Annotated in this window: 14 protein-coding genes; all 14 read left to right on the top strand. The window is 61.5% G+C overall.

All coding sequences use genetic code 11. From position 1 onward, the window contains the following. The first annotated feature begins 194 nt into the window (after positions 1-194). The 14 genes from mraZ to ftsA are packed head-to-tail and all read left to right on the top strand — an operon-like array spanning position 195 to position 15,709. The gene (mraZ, locus tag BFP95_RS19630; protein WP_003171868.1) at positions 195-650 is read left to right on the top strand and encodes a division/cell wall cluster transcriptional repressor MraZ; all 456 of its coding nucleotides are present in this window, start codon (positions 195-197) and stop codon (positions 648-650) included. Next, the gene (rsmH, locus tag BFP95_RS19625; RefSeq protein WP_065875055.1) at positions 647-1,594 is read left to right on the top strand and encodes a 16S rRNA (cytosine(1402)-N(4))-methyltransferase RsmH; all 948 of its coding nucleotides are present in this window, start codon (positions 647-649) and stop codon (positions 1,592-1,594) included. Before mraZ ends, rsmH begins: the two co-directional genes overlap by 4 nt. Beyond that, positions 1,591-1,884 (top strand): cell division protein FtsL, encoded by a 294-nt coding sequence (gene ftsL, locus BFP95_RS19620; RefSeq protein WP_010213047.1) that lies wholly within the window; start codon positions 1,591-1,593, stop codon positions 1,882-1,884. Before rsmH ends, ftsL begins: the two co-directional genes overlap by 4 nt. After that, on the top strand, positions 1,884-3,626 hold the full coding sequence (locus BFP95_RS19615) for a peptidoglycan D,D-transpeptidase FtsI family protein (RefSeq protein WP_167345855.1): 1,743 nt from the start codon (positions 1,884-1,886) through the stop codon (positions 3,624-3,626). Before ftsL ends, BFP95_RS19615 begins: the two co-directional genes overlap by 1 nt. Continuing rightward, positions 3,626-5,089, top strand: coding sequence for a UDP-N-acetylmuramoyl-L-alanyl-D-glutamate--2,6-diaminopimelate ligase (locus BFP95_RS19610; RefSeq protein WP_065910585.1), 1,464 nt, complete (start codon positions 3,626-3,628; stop codon positions 5,087-5,089). Before BFP95_RS19615 ends, BFP95_RS19610 begins: the two co-directional genes overlap by 1 nt. Further along, positions 5,082-6,452: a UDP-N-acetylmuramoyl-tripeptide--D-alanyl-D-alanine ligase gene (gene murF, locus BFP95_RS19605; RefSeq protein WP_065875053.1), complete on the top strand. Its 1,371-nt coding sequence runs from the start codon at positions 5,082-5,084 to the stop codon at positions 6,450-6,452. The genes BFP95_RS19610 and murF overlap by 8 nt, the downstream gene beginning before the upstream one ends. After that, the gene (gene mraY, locus BFP95_RS19600; RefSeq protein ID WP_065875052.1) at positions 6,452-7,534 is read left to right on the top strand and encodes a phospho-N-acetylmuramoyl-pentapeptide-transferase; all 1,083 of its coding nucleotides are present in this window, start codon (positions 6,452-6,454) and stop codon (positions 7,532-7,534) included. Before murF ends, mraY begins: the two co-directional genes overlap by 1 nt. 6 nt (positions 7,535-7,540) lie before the next feature. Beyond that, positions 7,541-8,887 (top strand): UDP-N-acetylmuramoyl-L-alanine--D-glutamate ligase, encoded by a 1,347-nt coding sequence (gene murD, locus BFP95_RS19595; RefSeq protein ID WP_065910584.1) that lies wholly within the window; start codon positions 7,541-7,543, stop codon positions 8,885-8,887. After that, a complete protein-coding gene (ftsW, locus tag BFP95_RS19590; protein WP_065875050.1) occupies positions 8,884-10,107 on the top strand; it encodes a putative lipid II flippase FtsW in 1,224 nt (407 codons plus the stop codon). Before murD ends, ftsW begins: the two co-directional genes overlap by 4 nt. Beyond that, positions 10,097-11,167 carry an undecaprenyldiphospho-muramoylpentapeptide beta-N-acetylglucosaminyltransferase gene (murG, locus tag BFP95_RS19585; protein WP_065875049.1) on the top strand — a complete coding sequence of 357 codons (1,071 nt, stop codon included), beginning with the start codon at positions 10,097-10,099 and terminating at the stop codon, positions 11,165-11,167. Before ftsW ends, murG begins: the two co-directional genes overlap by 11 nt. Beyond that, positions 11,160-12,605 carry a UDP-N-acetylmuramate--L-alanine ligase gene (gene murC, locus BFP95_RS19580; RefSeq protein ID WP_065875048.1) on the top strand — a complete coding sequence of 482 codons (1,446 nt, stop codon included), beginning with the start codon at positions 11,160-11,162 and terminating at the stop codon, positions 12,603-12,605. The genes murG and murC overlap by 8 nt, the downstream gene beginning before the upstream one ends. Then, complete coding sequence (locus BFP95_RS19575) at positions 12,602-13,558, top strand: D-alanine--D-alanine ligase (protein WP_065910583.1); 957 nt, start codon at positions 12,602-12,604, stop codon at positions 13,556-13,558. The genes murC and BFP95_RS19575 overlap by 4 nt, the downstream gene beginning before the upstream one ends. A gap of 3 nt (positions 13,559-13,561) precedes the next feature. After that, positions 13,562-14,431 carry a cell division protein FtsQ/DivIB gene (locus BFP95_RS19570; RefSeq protein ID WP_065910582.1) on the top strand — a complete coding sequence of 290 codons (870 nt, stop codon included), beginning with the start codon at positions 13,562-13,564 and terminating at the stop codon, positions 14,429-14,431. A 15-nt stretch (positions 14,432-14,446) separates the two neighbouring features. Then, on the top strand, positions 14,447-15,709 hold the full coding sequence (ftsA, locus tag BFP95_RS19565) for a cell division protein FtsA (RefSeq protein WP_065875045.1): 1,263 nt from the start codon (positions 14,447-14,449) through the stop codon (positions 15,707-15,709). Positions 15,710-15,734: the final 25 nt, after the last annotated feature.

The following is a 15,734-nucleotide window of genomic DNA, read 5'->3' as shown; positions in this document are numbered from 1 at the left end:
GTTGAGCCAAAAATACCGACGAACTCTGGTTTCTCCTCCGTTTACGCTCCTAAATCTCCGTTCTGTAAGGCTTTTCCTTGAATCCGCGCCTTGACGGTGTGGTGGGCGCATTCCTATAGTGTGCGCAAGTGGCGGAAAGTGGCACAAAGTGGGTTTTTTGAACGTAAAACGCTAAAATTTGGAGAAACGCATCTGTGTTTCGCGGAGCTAATGCAATCAGTCTCGATGCAAAAGGCCGTCTCGCTATGCCGAGCCGGTATCGTGACGAGCTGATTTCGCGAAGTTCCGGGCAGTTGATCATCACCATCGATGCCGTTGACCCTTGTTTATGTGTTTACCCGCTCGATGAGTGGGAGTTGATTGAAACCAAATTGCGCGCCCTGCCTTCATTGCGTGAAGAAAACCGCCGCCTGCAGCGTTTGCTGATTGGTAATGCCGTCGACCTCGAGCTCGATGGCAGCGGTCGCTTTCTGGTGCCTCCGCGTTTGCGCGAGTACGCCAAGCTGGATAAGCGCGCAATGCTGGTCGGCCAACTGAACAAGTTCCAATTGTGGGACGAAGATGCCTGGGATGCAGTTTCTGCAGCAGACCTGGCTGCTATTCAACAACCGGGCGCCATGCCTGATGAACTGCGTGATTTGATCCTGTGACTATTGATAGCGGCTTTAACCACATCACCGTACTGCTTGACGAAGCCGTTGAGGCTCTCGCCGTACGCGCGGATGGCTGCTATTTGGATGGCACTTTCGGCAGGGGCGGTCATAGCCGGTTGATCCTCAGCCAGCTTGGGTCGGACGGTAAACTCCTCGGGTTTGACAAAGACCCCCAAGCGATTGCCACCGGGCAAGCGCTAGCGGCCGAAGACGGCCGCTTTGTCGTTGTGCAGCGTAGCTTTGCCGAGCTGGGCGCTGAAGTCGCCGAGCGCGGCATGGCGGGCAAGGTGGCCGGGGTTTTGCTCGACCTGGGCGTGTCTTCGCCACAGCTCGACGACCCGGAGCGCGGCTTCAGTTTCATGAATGACGGCCCGCTCGACATGCGCATGGACCCGACGCGTGGCGTCAGTGCTGCACAGTTCATCGCCACCGCACCCGTGGAAGAAATCGCCCGTGTGTTCAAGGAATACGGTGAAGAACGCTTCGCCGGTCGCATGGCGCGTGCCGTGGTCGAGCGCCGCGAAATCCAGCCATTCGAGCGCACTGCTGATCTCGCCGAAGTGCTGAAAGTCGCCAACCCCGCGTGGGAAAAAGGCAAGAACCCGGCGACCCGTGCGTTCCAGGGCCTGCGTATTCACGTCAATAACGAATTGGGCGACCTGGAGGCCGGCCTCGAAGCTGCCCTCGAGGCGCTGGAAGTGGGCGGTCGGCTTGTTGTGATCAGCTTCCACTCCCTGGAAGACCGTATCGTCAAACTGTTCATGCGTCGCCTGGTCAAGGGTGAGTCCGACAACCTGCCGCGCAACCTGCCGGTACGTTTCGAAGCCTTTGTGCCGAAAATCAAAGTCCATGGCAAAGCGCAGTTCGCTTCCGAAGCTGAACTCAAGGCCAACCCACGTTCCCGTAGCGCCGTCATGCGCGTTGCGGAGAAGTTGCGGTGAGCAAGCTTTTCGCCAAGCCCCTCCCGGGCGGCAGCTTCTTTATGTTGCTGCTGTTTGTCGGCGTGCTGATTTCCGCGATTGCGGTGTCCTACAGCGCCCACTACAACCGTCAACTGCTCAACACCCTGTACGGGGAGTTGAGTGTGCGCGACAAGGCGCAAGCGGAGTGGGGGCGGCTGATCCTGGAGCAAAGCACCTGGACCGCCCATAGCCGTATCGAAGTGCTGGCCACCGAACAGCTGAAAATGCACATCCCCGGCGCGGCCGAAGTCCGCATGGTGGCGCCATGATGAAGCTCGAAGGCGCACTCTACCCATGGCGCTTCCGCCTGATGGTGGGGCTGCTGGCGTTGATGGTGGGTGCGATCGCCTGGCGGATCATTGATCTGCAAGTGGTCGACCGTGAGTTCCTGATCGGCCAGGGCGATGCACGTAGCCTGCGGCATATTCCGATTCCTGCGCACCGCGGCCTGATCACAGACCGTAACGGCGAGCCTTTGGCCGTCAGTACTCCGGTGACGACCCTGTGGGCCAACGCCAAGGAACTGCAGGTGGCCAAGGACCGTTGGCCAGCGCTTGCCGCTGCCCTCGGCCAAGACCCGAAAGCCTTGGCCGAGCGTCTGGAAGCGCAAGCCAACAAAGAATTCATCTACCTGGTTCGCGGCCTCACCCCCGAACAGGGCCAGCAAGTGCTCGATCTTAAAGTCCCCGGTGTCTACGGCATCGAGGAATTCCGTCGTTTCTACCCGGCGGGTGAAACCACCGCGCACATGGTGGGTTTTACCGACATCGATGACCACGGCCGCGAAGGTGTGGAGCTCGCCTACGATGAATGGCTCGCTGGAGTTCCCGGCAAACGACAAGTTATCAAGGATCGGCGCGGCAGGTTGATCAAGGATGTTCAAGTCACCAAAAACGCCAAGGCCGGTAAGCCCTTGGCGTTGTCGATTGACCTGCGCCTGCAATACCTGGCCAACCGCGAGCTGCGTAACGCGATCATCGAGAACGGTGCCAAGGCCGGCAGCCTGGTGATCATGGACGTGAAGACCGGCGAGATCCTCGCCATGGTCAACCAGCCGACCTACAACCCCAACAACCGTCGCAACCTGCAGCCGGCGATGATGCGCAACCGCGCGATGATCGACGTGTTCGAACCGGGTTCGACCATGAAAGCCATCTCGATGAGTGCTGCCCTGGAAACCGGACGCTGGAAACCCAGCGACAAGGTCGAGGTGTACCCAGGCACCTTGCAGCTGGGCAAATACACCATTCGTGACGTGTCTCGCACCGAAGGTCCGGTGCTGGATTTGACAGGTATCCTGATCAACTCCAGTAACGTGGGCATGAGTAAGGTCGCCTTCGATATCGGCGGCGAAACCATTTACCACCTGGCGCAGAAGATCGGTTTGGGCCAACCCACCGGCCTGGATTTCCCTGGCGAGCGTGTGGGCAACCTGCCGAACTACCGCGACTGGAAAAAGGCCGAGACCGCCACACTTTCCTACGGCTACGGCCTGTCGGTGACGGCGATCCAACTGGCCCATGCTTTCTCTGTATTGGCAAATAATGGCCGGATGGTTCCACTGAGCCTGATCCACATCGACGAAGCGCCGAAAGCCACCCAGGTCATCCCGGAAAACGTCGCCAAGACCATGCAGGGCATGCTGCAACAAGTGATCGAAGCACCGCGCGGCGTATTCCGTGCTCAGGTGCCGGCGTATCACGTGGCTGGCAAGTCGGGTACCGCGCGTAAGACATCGGTTGGCACCAAGGGCTACGCCGAAAACTCCTACCGTTCGTTGTTCGCCGGCTTCGGTCCGATGAGCGACCCACGCTACGCCATCGTCGTCGTGATCGATGAACCGAGTAAAGCGGGCTACTTCGGTGGCCTGGTATCGGCGCCGGTGTTCAGCAAAGTGATGTCCGGCACCCTGCGCCTGATGAACATCACACCGGACAACCTGCCGCCGACTCAACAAGCGAACGCCGGACCACCGGCCGCTGCTGTAAAAGCCAATGGAGGGCGCGGCTGATGTCTCTTAGCCTGAACAAGATTTTTGCCCACGCTGGTCGCGACCTGTTGATTCGCGAGTTGAGCCTGGACAGCCGTAATGTGCGTGCCGGTGACCTGTTCCTGGCCGTGCCTGGCGGTAAATTCGATGGCCGCGCGCATATCGCAGACGCGTTGCAGCGTGGTGCTGCCGCCGTGGCTTACGAAGTGGAAGGCGCTACCGTGCTGCCGATCACCGACGTGCCATTGATTCCGGTCAAAGGCCTGGCTGCACAACTGTCTGACATTGCCGGGCGCTTCTATGGCGACCCGAGCCGCCAGCTCAATCTGGTCGGCGTTACGGGTACCAACGGCAAGACCAGCGTGACCCAATTGGTCGCCCAGGCCCTTGACCTGCTCGGTCAGCATTGCGGCATTGTCGGTACCCTCGGCACTGGCTTCTATGGCGCGCTGCAAAGCGGCCTGCACACCACGCCAAACCCGATCGCCGTGCAAGCGACCCTGGCCGACCTGAAAAAGGCCGGTGCCAAGGCCGTTGCGATGGAAGTGTCGTCCCATGGCCTGGACCAGGGACGCGTCACCGCGCTGGCGTTCGACGTGGCGGTGATGACCAACCTGTCCCGTGATCACCTGGACTACCACGGCACCATGGAAGCCTACGCGGCGGCCAAGGCCAAGCTGTTTGCCTGGAATGACCTCAAGTGCCGGGTTGTGAACCTGGACGACGCGTTCGGTCGCCAACTGGCAGCCGAAGACCGTGAATCGCGCCTGATCAGCTACAGCCTGGAAGACTCCAGCGCTTACCTGTATTGCCGCGAAGCCCAATTCAATGACGAAGGCGTGCGCGCCACCTTGGTTACGCCGCAAGGCGAACACCATTTGCGAAGCACCTTGCTCGGTCGTTTCAACCTGAGCAACGTACTCGCTGCTATCGGCGCGTTGCTCGGCCTGGATTACGCCCTGGACGAAATCCTGCGCGTACTGCCCAAGCTGGAAGGCCCAGCCGGTCGCATGCAGCGCCTGGGTGGCGGCACACAGCCGTTGGTGGTGGTCGATTACGCCCACACGCCAGACGCTTTGGAAAAAGTACTGATGGCCCTGCGTCCACACGCCAAGGGCAAATTGCTGTGCCTGTTTGGTTGCGGCGGCGATCGCGATCGCGGCAAACGCCCGCTGATGGCCGACATTGTCGAACGCCTGGCTGATGGCGTGCTCGTCACCGACGACAACCCACGCAGCGAAGACCCGAGCCAGATTTTTGACGACATCCGTGTTGGCTTCAAAGAGGCGTCCAAGGTCACTTTCGTCGCCGGTCGCGGCGCGGCTATCGCCCAACTGATCGCCAGCGCCAGTGCTGACGACGTGGTCGTGCTGGCCGGTAAAGGTCACGAGGACTATCAGGAAATCAACGGCGAGCGGCATGCCTTCTCCGATCTGGTCGAGGCTGACCATGCCTTGACGGCCTGGGAGGTTGCTCATGCTTAAAGCGATGAAGTTCAGCGAACTCGCCCAGGCGCTGTCGGCCCGCGTGTTGTCGAGCGATTGCAGTTTCGACGGCGTCAGTATCGACAGTCGCGCCATCAAGCCGGGGCAACTGTTTGTTGCGCTGACGGGTCCGCGTTTCGACGGTCATGACTACCTGAATGACGTCGCCGCCAAAGGCGCAGTCGGCGCGTTGGTTCAGCACGAAGTCGCGGATTCCACATTGCCGCAATTGCTGGTCGCTGATACCCGTCTGGCCCTGGGCCAGTTGGGCGCGTTGAACCGCGCCGCCTTTGATAAGCCGGTTGCCGCCATCACCGGCTCCAGCGGTAAGACCACGGTCAAGGAACTGCTTGCCGGTGTGCTGCGCACGCGCGGGCCGGTCCTTGCCACACGTGGCAACCTGAACAATGATTTCGGCGCTCCGCTGACCCTGCTCGAACTGGCCCCGGAACACACCGCGGCCGTGATCGAACTGGGCGCTTCGCGCGTCGGTGAAATTGCCTACACCGTGGCCTTGACCAAGCCCCACGTGGCAATCATCAACAATGCCGGTACCGCCCACGTCGGCGAGTTCGGTGGCCCGGAAAAAATCGTCCAAGCCAAAGGTGAAATCCTTGAAGGCCTGGATGCGTCGGGCACTGCTGTTCTGAATCTTGACGACAAGGCTTTCGAAACCTGGCGCGTACGCGCTGCCGGGCGCAAGGTCCTGACGTTTGCCGTGCTGAATGCAGCGGCCGATTTCCATGCCTCCAACATCACGGTCGATGCGCGTGGATGCCCGTCCTTTACCTTGCACACTCCGCAAGGCAGTGAGCACGTGCAGTTGAACCTGCTGGGCAACCACAACGTCGCCAATGCCTTGGCCGCCGCCGCTGCTGCTTACGCCCTGGGCGTGTCGTTGTTCGGTATCGCCACCGGTTTGGGCGCGGTGCAGCCGGTCAAGGGCCGCACTGTGGCGCAGTTGGCCACCAACGGCATGCGCGTGATTGATGACACGTACAACGCCAATCAGTCCTCGGTCTGCGCCGCCATTGACCTGCTCAAAGGCTTTGATGGCCGCAAGGTACTGGTGCTGGGTGATATCGCCGAACTGGGCGAGTGGGCCGAACAGTCGCACCGTGAAGTCGGTGCGTATGCCGCAGGCAAGGTTGACGCGCTCTACGCCGTCGGCCCGAACATGGCTCACGCGGTAAACAGCTTTGGTTCCGGCGCGCGGCATTTCGCGACCCAGGCCGAGCTGATCCAGGCGCTGACGGCGGCTGAACAAGACAAACACACAACCATTTTGATCAAGGGATCGCGCAGCGCGGTGATGGAAAACGTCGTCGCGGCCTTGTGTGGCTCAAGTACGGAGAAACATTAATGCTGCTGCTGCTGGCTGAGTATCTGCAACAGTTCCACAAAGGCTTCGCGGTCTTTCAGTACCTGACCCTGCGCGGGATCCTGGGTGTGCTGACCGCGCTGTCTCTGTCGCTGTTTTTGGGGCCGTGGATGATCCGCACCCTGCAGAACCTGCAAATTGGTCAATCGGTTCGCAATGACGGCCCGCAGTCGCACCTGTCCAAATCCGGCACTCCGACCATGGGCGGCGCGCTGATCCTGTCGTCCATCGGCATCAGCACCTTGCTGTGGGCTGACCTGCACAACCGTTACGTCTGGACGGTGCTGCTGGTGACCCTGTTGTTCGGCGCCATCGGCTGGGTGGATGACTACCGCAAGGTAATCGAGAAAAACTCCAAGGGGCTGCCAAGCCGCTGGAAGTATTTCTGGCAATCGGTGTTCGGCCTGGGCGCAGCGATTTTCCTGTTCATGACGGCGCCGAGCGCCGTCGAGACCACCTTGATCATCCCAATGCTCAAGGACGCCAGCATTCCACTGGGCATCGGCTTTGTGGTGTTGACCTACTTCGTGATCGTTGGCTCGAGCAACGCGGTGAACCTGACTGACGGCCTCGACGGCCTGGCGATCATGCCGACGGTGATGGTCGGCGGTGCGCTCGGCATCTTCTGCTACCTGTCGGGTAACGTGAAATTCGCTGAATACCTGCTGATTCCTTACGTACCGGGCGCGGGTGAGTTGATCGTGTTCTGCGGCGCGCTGATCGGCGCCGGCCTGGGGTTCCTGTGGTTCAACACCTACCCGGCGCAAGTCTTCATGGGCGACGTCGGCGCACTGGCGCTGGGCGCGGCCCTGGGCACCATCGCGGTGATCGTTCGCCAGGAAATCGTGCTGTTCATCATGGGCGGTGTGTTCGTGATGGAAACCCTGTCGGTGGTCATCCAGGTGGCCTCCTTCAAATTGACCGGGCGTCGTGTGTTCCGCATGGCGCCGATTCATCACCACTTTGAACTCAAGGGCTGGCCCGAGCCGCGTGTGATTGTCCGTTTCTGGATCATCACCGTGATTCTGGTCCTGGTCGGCCTTGCCACCCTGAAACTGAGGTAGAAACGAGTGTCCCTGATCGCTTCAGACCACTTCCGCATCGTTGTCGGCCTCGGCAAGAGCGGCATGTCCCTGGTTCGCTTCCTGGCGAACCGGGGCACGTCGTTTGCCGTGGCCGACACGCGGGAAAATCCACCGGAGCTGGTCACGCTGCGCCGTGACTACCCGCACGTGGAAGTGCGTTGTGGCGAGCTGGATGTCGAGTTTCTGTGCCGCGCCGATGAGCTCTACGTGAGCCCCGGCCTGGCGTTGGCGACACCGGCCCTGCAAGCCGCAGCGGCGCGTGGCGTGAAACTGTCCGGCGATATCGACCTGTTCGCGCGTCACGCGAAGGCGCCGATCGTGGCGATCAGCGGTTCCAACGCAAAAAGCACCGTCACCACCCTGGTCGGCGAGATGGCTGTGGCGGCCGGTAAGCGCGTCGCCGTGGGCGGCAACCTCGGTACGCCGGCGCTGGACCTGCTCAGCGACGACATCGAGTTGTACGTGATGGAGCTGTCGAGCTTCCAGCTGGAAACGACTCACGACCTTGGCGCCGAAGTCGCCACCGTCTTGAACGTCAGCGAAGATCACATGGACCGCTACAGCGGCCTGCCGGCCTATCACCTGGCCAAGCACCGAATCTTCCGCGGCGCCAAGCAAGTGGTGGTCAACCGCCAGGATGCGCTGAGCCGTCCGCTGATGGGCGAGGGCCTGCCGTGCTGGACCTTCGGCCTGAGCAAACCCGATTTCAAAGCCTTCGGCATCCGCGAAGAGCACGGCGAGAAGTACCTGGCCTTCGAATTCCAGAACCTGATGCCGGTGCGTGAGCTGAAAATCCGTGGCGCACATAACCAGTCCAACGCCCTGGCGGCCTTGGCGCTCGGCCATGCCGTGGGCCTGCCGTTCGACGCTATGTTGTCGGCCCTGCGCACCTTCGGCGGTCTTGAGCATCGCTGCCAGTGGGTCCGCGACCTGGATGGCGTCAGCTATTACAACGATTCCAAGGCCACCAACGTCGGTGCGGCGCTGGCTGCCATCGAGGGCCTTGGCGCCGATATCGAAGGCAAGCTGGTGCTGATCGCCGGTGGCGACGGCAAGGGCGCCGACTTCAAGGACCTTAAAGGCCCAGTGGCCGCGCATTGCCGTGCCGTGGTGCTGATCGGGCGCGATTCTGACTTGATCGCCGCCGCCCTGAGCGATGCCGTGCCGCAAGTACGCGCCACGTCGCTGGACGACGCCATCGCCCACTGCAAAGCCCTGGCCCAACCGGGCGATGCGGTGCTGCTGTCGCCGGCATGCGCCAGTTTCGACATGTTCAAGAACTACGAAGAGCGCGGCCAGCTGTTCGCCCGCGCCGTGGAGGCCTTGGCATGAGTATCGACTTCAGAAACATCATCAAGCCGTACCCGTCGCCGATTATTACCGGGCGCGGTATCGACCTGGATTTCCCAATGCTCGCCGGTTGCCTGGCGCTGCTGGGCCTGGGCCTGGTGATGATCACGTCGGCGTCCTCCGAAGTGGCCGCCGTGCAGTCTGGCAACACCCTGTACATGATGATCCGTCACTTGGTGTACCTGGTGATCGGCCTCGGTGCCTGCGTTGTGACCATGATGATCCCGATCGCAACCTGGCAACGCCTGGGTTGGCTGATGCTGATCGGTGCGTTTGGCTTGCTGATCATGGTGATCCTGCCCGGCATCGGCCGCGAGGTGAACGGTTCGATGCGCTGGATCGGCTTCGGTGCGTTCAACGTGCAGCCGTCGGAAATCGCCAAGGTATTCGTGGTGATCTACCTCGCCGGCTACCTGGTACGTCGCCAGAAAGAAGTGCGCGAAAGCTGGATGGGCTTCTTCAAGCCATTCATCGTGCTGCTGCCCATGGCCGGCCTGTTGCTGATGGAGCCCGACTTCGGTGCCACCGTCGTCATGATGGGCGCGGCGGCGGCGATGCTATTCCTCGGTGGCGTTGGGCTCGTACGTTTCGCCTTGATGGTCGTGCTGGCGGTGGTTGCGGTCTACCTTCTGGTCCTGGCGCAACCCTATCGGATGGCCCGCCTGATTACCTTTACCGACCCATGGTCCGATCAGTTTGGCGCGGGTTACCAGTTGACCCAGGCGCTGATCGCCTTTGGCCGCGGCGGGTGGTTTGGCGTGGGGTTGGGGAACAGCGTGCAGAAACAGTTTTACCTGCCGGAAGCCCACACCGACTTCGTGTTCTCGGTACTGGCGGAAGAGCTGGGTGTCGTGGGTTCGCTGTGCACTGTTGCGCTGTTTGTATTTGTCTGTGTGCGCGCCATGTACATAGGCCTGTGGGCCGAGAAAGCCAAGCAGTACTTTGCCGCCTACGTTGCCTATGGGTTGGCATTCCTATGGATCGGCCAATTCCTGATTAACGTCGGGGTGAATATCGGACGGCTGCCGACCAAGGGCCTGACCCTGCCGTTCCTCAGCTACGGCGGCAGCTCATTGGTGATTTGCTGCATCTGCCTGGGCTTGTTGTTGCGTATCGAGTGGGAGAGTCGAACCCACTTGGGCAGCGAAGAGATGGAGTTCAGCGAAAGCGACTTCGCCGAGGAGCCGACCCATGGGCGCTAACGTGCTGATCATGGCGGGCGGCACCGGGGGCCATGTGTTCCCGGCCCTGGCCTGCGCGCGTGAATTCCAGAACCGTGGCTATACCGTGCACTGGTTGGGAACACCGCGTGGCATCGAAAACGAATTGGTGCCGAATGCCGGCTTGCCGCTGCACCTGATCAACGTCACCGGCCTGCGTGGCAAGGGCAAACTGTCCTTGCTCAAGGCGCCGTTCGTGTTGCTCAAGGCGGTATGGCAAGCGCGCAAGGTCATTCGCGAATTGAAACCGGTGTGCGTGCTCGGCTTTGGCGGTTACGTGACCGGCCCAGGTGGCGTCGCGGCCAAGCTTGCCGGCGTGCCGGTGATCGTGCACGAACAGAACGCCGTCGCCGGGACTGCCAACCGGCTGCTGGTGCCCTTGGCTGCACGGGTGTGCGAAGCGTTCCCGAATACGTTTGCAGCATCGGACAAGCGCCGCACCACCGGTAATCCGGTGCGCACCGAACTGTTTATGGACATCGCCCGCGAAGCATTGGCCGGGCGCAAGGCGCACCTGCTGATCCTGGGCGGAAGCCTGGGCGCCGAGCCGCTGAACAAATTGCTGCCGGAAGCCGTGGCGCAACTCCCTGTGGACGTGCGCCCGGAGATCTTCCATCAGGCCGGCAAGCATCACGATGAAGTCACCGCGACGCGCTACCGCGAAGCCGGTGTAGAGGCGAACGTACAGCCCTTCATCAAAGACATGGCCCAAGCCTATGGCTGGGCCGACCTGGTGGTTTGTCGCGCTGGTGCGCTGACCGTCAGTGAACTGGCCGCCGCCGGTCTGCCGTCCTTGCTGGTGCCTCTGCCCCACGCGATTGACGATCACCAGACCCGCAACGCCGAATATTTGGCCGGGGAGGGCGCTGCCTTCCTGCTGCCGCAAAGAACGACTGGCGCCGCCGATTTGGCCGCACGCCTGACCGAGGTTTTGATGCAACCGGAACGACTCAATAGCATGGCGAGCACCGCAAGCCGCCTGGCCAAACCTGACGCAACCCGCACCGTGGTCGATATCTGCCTGGAGGTGGCCCATGGTTGAGAATCAGAAAGCCATGCCCCAGCCGGAAATGCGCCGCATCCGTCGCATCCACTTCGTCGGTATTGGCGGTGTGGGCATGTGCGGCATTGCCGAAGTATTGCTGAACCTGGGCTACCAGGTGTCCGGCTCTGACTTGAAAGAGTCGCCGGTCACCGATCGCCTTAAGACGTTTGGCGCGCAGATCTTCATCGGCCACCGTTCCGAGAACGCCGCCGAAGCTGACGTATTGGTAGTGTCCAGCGCCGTGAACACCTCCAACCCGGAAGTGGCCACGGCCCTTGAGCGCCGTATTCCGGTGGTGCCACGCGCCGAGATGCTCGCCGAGCTGATGCGCTATCGCCACGGCATCGCCGTTGCCGGTACCCATGGCAAAACCACCACCACCAGCCTGATCGCCTCGGTGTTCGCTGCCGGCGGCCTGGACCCGACCTTCGTGATCGGCGGCCGCCTGAATGCAGCCGGCACCAATGCCCAGCTCGGCACCAGCCGTTACCTGATCGCCGAAGCCGATGAAAGTGATGCGAGCTTCCTGCACCTGCAGCCGCTGGTCGCGGTCGTCACCAACATTGACGAAGACCACATGGCGACGTACGACGGTGACTTCAACAAGTTGAAGAAAACCTTCGTCGAGTTCCTGCACAACCTGCCGTTCTACGGTCTCGCCGTGGTGTGCCTGGACGACCCGGTAGTGCGTGAAATCCTCCCATCGGTCAAACGCCCGACGGTGACCTACGGTTTCAGCGAAGACGCCGACGTGCGCGCGATCAATGTGCGCCAGGAAGGCATGCAAACCTACTTCACCGTGCTGCGCCCGGATCGTGAGCCGCTGGATGTCTCGGTGAACATGCCGGGCAACCACAACGTCTTGAACTCCCTGGCGACTATCTGCATTGCAAGCGACGAGGGCGTCAGCGATGAAGCCATCGTCGAAGGTCTGTCGCGCTTTGCCGGCGTGGGCCGTCGCTTCCAGGTCTACGGCCAACTGCCAGTAGAAGGCGGCGACGTGATGCTGGTGGACGACTATGGTCACCACCCGACCGAAGTGGCCGCCGTGATCAAGGCCGTGCGTGGTGGCTGGCCGGAGCGCCGCCTGGTGATGGTTTACCAGCCGCACCGCTACAGCCGTACCCGGGATTTGTACGACGATTTCGTCAATGTACTGGCCGACGCCAACGTGCTGTTGTTGATGGAAGTCTACCCGGCCGGTGAAGAACCGATCCCGGGCGCCGACAGCCGCAAGCTGTGTAACAGCATCCGTCAGCGTGGCCAGTTGGACCCGATCTACATTGAGCGCGGTGTGGACCTGGCGCCAATCGTCAAGCCGCTGCTGCGTGCTGGCGACATTCTGCTGTGCCAGGGTGCCGGTGACATTGGCGGGCTCGCCCCTAAATTGCTCGCGAGCCCGCTGTTTGCGGCCGCTAAGGGGAAGTCGAAATGACCACTGGCTACGGCTCCCTGTTCTCCACTATCACGCCTGCCGACTTCGGTCGCGTAGCGGTGTTGTTCGGCGGCAAAAGCGCTGAACGCGAAGTGTCGCTCAAGTCCGGTAACGCCGTGCTTGAAGCCTTGCAAAGCGCGGGTGTAAACGCGTTTGGTATCGACGTAGGCGACGACTTCCTCGCCCGCCTGCAGGCCGAGAAAATCGACCGCGCCTTCATCATCCTGCACGGCCGTGGCGGTGAAGACGGCAGTATGCAAGGCCTGCTGGAGTGCGCTGGCATTCCTTATACCGGCAGCGGCATCCTCGCGTCGGCATTGGCCATGGACAAGCTGCGCACCAAGCAGGTGTGGCACAGCCTGGGCATTCCGACCCCGCGTCACAGCGTGCTGTGCAGCGAAGACGATTGTATTTCTGCAGCCAAGGAACTGGGCCTGCCTTTGATCGTCAAACCAGCCCATGAAGGCTCCAGTATCGGCATGGCCAAAGTGAACTCGGCCGCCGAATTGATCGACGCATGGAAAGCGGCAAGCACCTACGATTCGCAAGTATTGGTTGAACAGTGGATCCAGGGTCCCGAGTACACCATCGCCACCCTGCGTGGCCAGGTATTGCCGCCCATCGCATTGGGCACGCCCCACACCTTTTACGACTACGACGCCAAGTACGTGGCTTCCGATACCCAGTACCGGATCCCATGCGGCCTTGATGCAACCAAAGAACAGGAATTGATGGACCTCACGGCGAAAGCCTGTGAGGCGCTGGGTATCGCCGGTTGGGCGCGGGCAGACGTGATGCAGGATGACCAAGGGAATTTCTGGTTCCTTGAAGTCAATACCGCTCCGGGCATGACCGATCACAGCCTGGTACCCATGGCCGCTCGCGCAGCCGGTCTGGATTTTCAGCAGTTGGTGCTGGCGATCCTCGCGGCAAGCATTGAGCCCAGAGGCTAAGACATGAAAGGCGCATCGCTTCGTCATCAGCCCCCACAAGCACCGAGCCGCAAGCCGGTGCCTCGGGGTGCCAGCCGAATGGTGGCTAAAGAGCCGATGTCGGCGCGCCTGCCGAAAGCCAATTTTGGTTTCCTCAAGGCGCTGTTCTGGCCGGTGCTGCTAGTGGTGTTGGGTTTTGGCACTTACGAGGGCGCACAGCGTCTACTGCCGTACGCCGACCGGCCGATCACCAAGATCAGTGTGCAGGGCGACTTGAGCTACATCAGCCAGCAGGCGGTGCAGCAGCGTATCAGCCCGTTCCTGGCGTCGAGTTTCTTCACCATCGACCTGGCCGGTATGCGCGCGGAGCTGGAACAGATGCCATGGATCGCCCACGCCGAAGTCCGCCGTGTATGGCCGGACCAGGTCACGATCCGACTGGAAGAACAACTGCCCGTGGCCCGTTGGGGCGATGAAGCGCTGTTGAACAACCAGGGCCAGGCGTTCACCCCGCGTGAGCTGGCCAACTACGAGCACCTGCCGCAGTTGTTCGGGCCGCAGCGGGCGCAGCAGCAAGTGATGCAGCAGTACCAGGCCTTGAGCCAGATGCTGCGGCCACTGGGCTTCTCCATTGCACGCCTGGAACTGCGTGAACGGGGCAGCTGGTTTTTGACGACCGGGGCTGGCAGTTCCGGCCCGGGCATCCAGTTGTTGCTGGGACGCGACCGCTTGGTGGAAAAGATGCGCCGCTTCATTGCCATCTATGACAAGACCTTGAAAGAACAGATTACGAACATTGCGAGCGTCGACCTGCGTTACGCCAACGGCCTTGCCGTCGGCTGGCGTGAACCGGCTGCGCCCACGGCAGCGCAACCCGCTGTCGCGAAGAATTAAGAAGAGGCAGGACCCATGGCAAACGTGCAAAGCGGCAAAATGATCGTCGGTCTCGATATCGGCACCTCCAAAGTGGTGGCGCTGGTGGGCGAGGTCGGGGAAGACGGCACGATCGAAATCGTCGGTATTGGCACGCATCCGTCCCGTGGCCTGAAGAAGGGCGTGGTGGTGAACATCGAGTCCACCGTGCAATCGATCCAGCGCGCTATCGAAGAAGCGCAGCTGATGGCCGGTTGCCGGATCCACTCGGCGTTTGTCGGCGTGGCGGGCAACCATATCCGCAGCCTGAACTCCCACGGCATCGTGGCTATCCGCGACCGCGAAGTCAGCTCGGCTGACCTTGAGCGTGTACTCGACGCTGCCCAGGCCGTGGCGATCCCGGCTGACCAGCGCGTACTGCACACGCTGCCGCAAGACTACGTGATCGATAACCAGGAAGGCGTTCGCGAGCCTCTGGGCATGTCGGGCGTGCGCCTGGAAGCCAAGGTCCACGTGGTGACCTGCGCGGTCAACGCTGCACAGAACATTGAGAAATGCGTGCGCCGCTGCGGCCTGGAAATCGACGACATCATTCTCGAGCAACTGGCCTCGGCCTACTCGGTACTGACCGACGACGAAAAAGAACTCGGCGTATGCCTGGTCGACATTGGTGGCGGCACCACCGACATCGCGATCTTCACCGAGGGTGCGATCCGTCACACCGCCGTGATCCCGATTGCTGGCGACCAAGTGACCAACGACATCGCCATGGCGTTGCGTACACCGACCCAGTACGCCGAAGAAATCAAGATCCGCTACGCCTGCGCCCTGGCCAAGCTGGCCGGTGCCGGCGAGACGATCAAAGTGCCAAGCGTGGGCGATCGTCCACCGCGCGAATTGTCGCGTCAGGCCCTGGCCGAAGTGGTCGAGCCGCGCTACGACGAACTGTTCACCCTGATCCAGGCTGAACTGCGCCGCAGCGGCTACGAAGATTTGATCCCGGCCGGCATCGTGCTGACCGGTGGTACCTCGAAGATGGAAGGCGCGGTCGAGCTGGCCGAGGAAATCTTCCACATGCCCGTCCGCCTGGGCGTGCCCCATGGCGTCAAAGGCCTGGGCGACGTGGTACGCAACCCAATTTATTCCACCGGTGTGGGCTTGCTGTTGTACGGGCTGCAAAAGCAGACCGACGGCATTTCCTTGTCGGGCCCGAGCAACCGTGACAGCTACCGCAGTGACGACGACGCGAAAGCGCCGTTGTTCGAGCGTTTGCAGGCATGGGTCAAAGGCAACTTTTAAAGATTTACCGCGACACCGCAGCACA

The organism is Pseudomonas sp. 58 R 12 (genome assembly GCF_900005865.1).
Lineage (GTDB): Bacteria > Pseudomonadota > Gammaproteobacteria > Pseudomonadales > Pseudomonadaceae > Aquipseudomonas > Aquipseudomonas tritici.
Note: the sequence above shows the minus strand (reverse complement) of the source record. Positions and strands in the feature narration are given on the sequence as shown.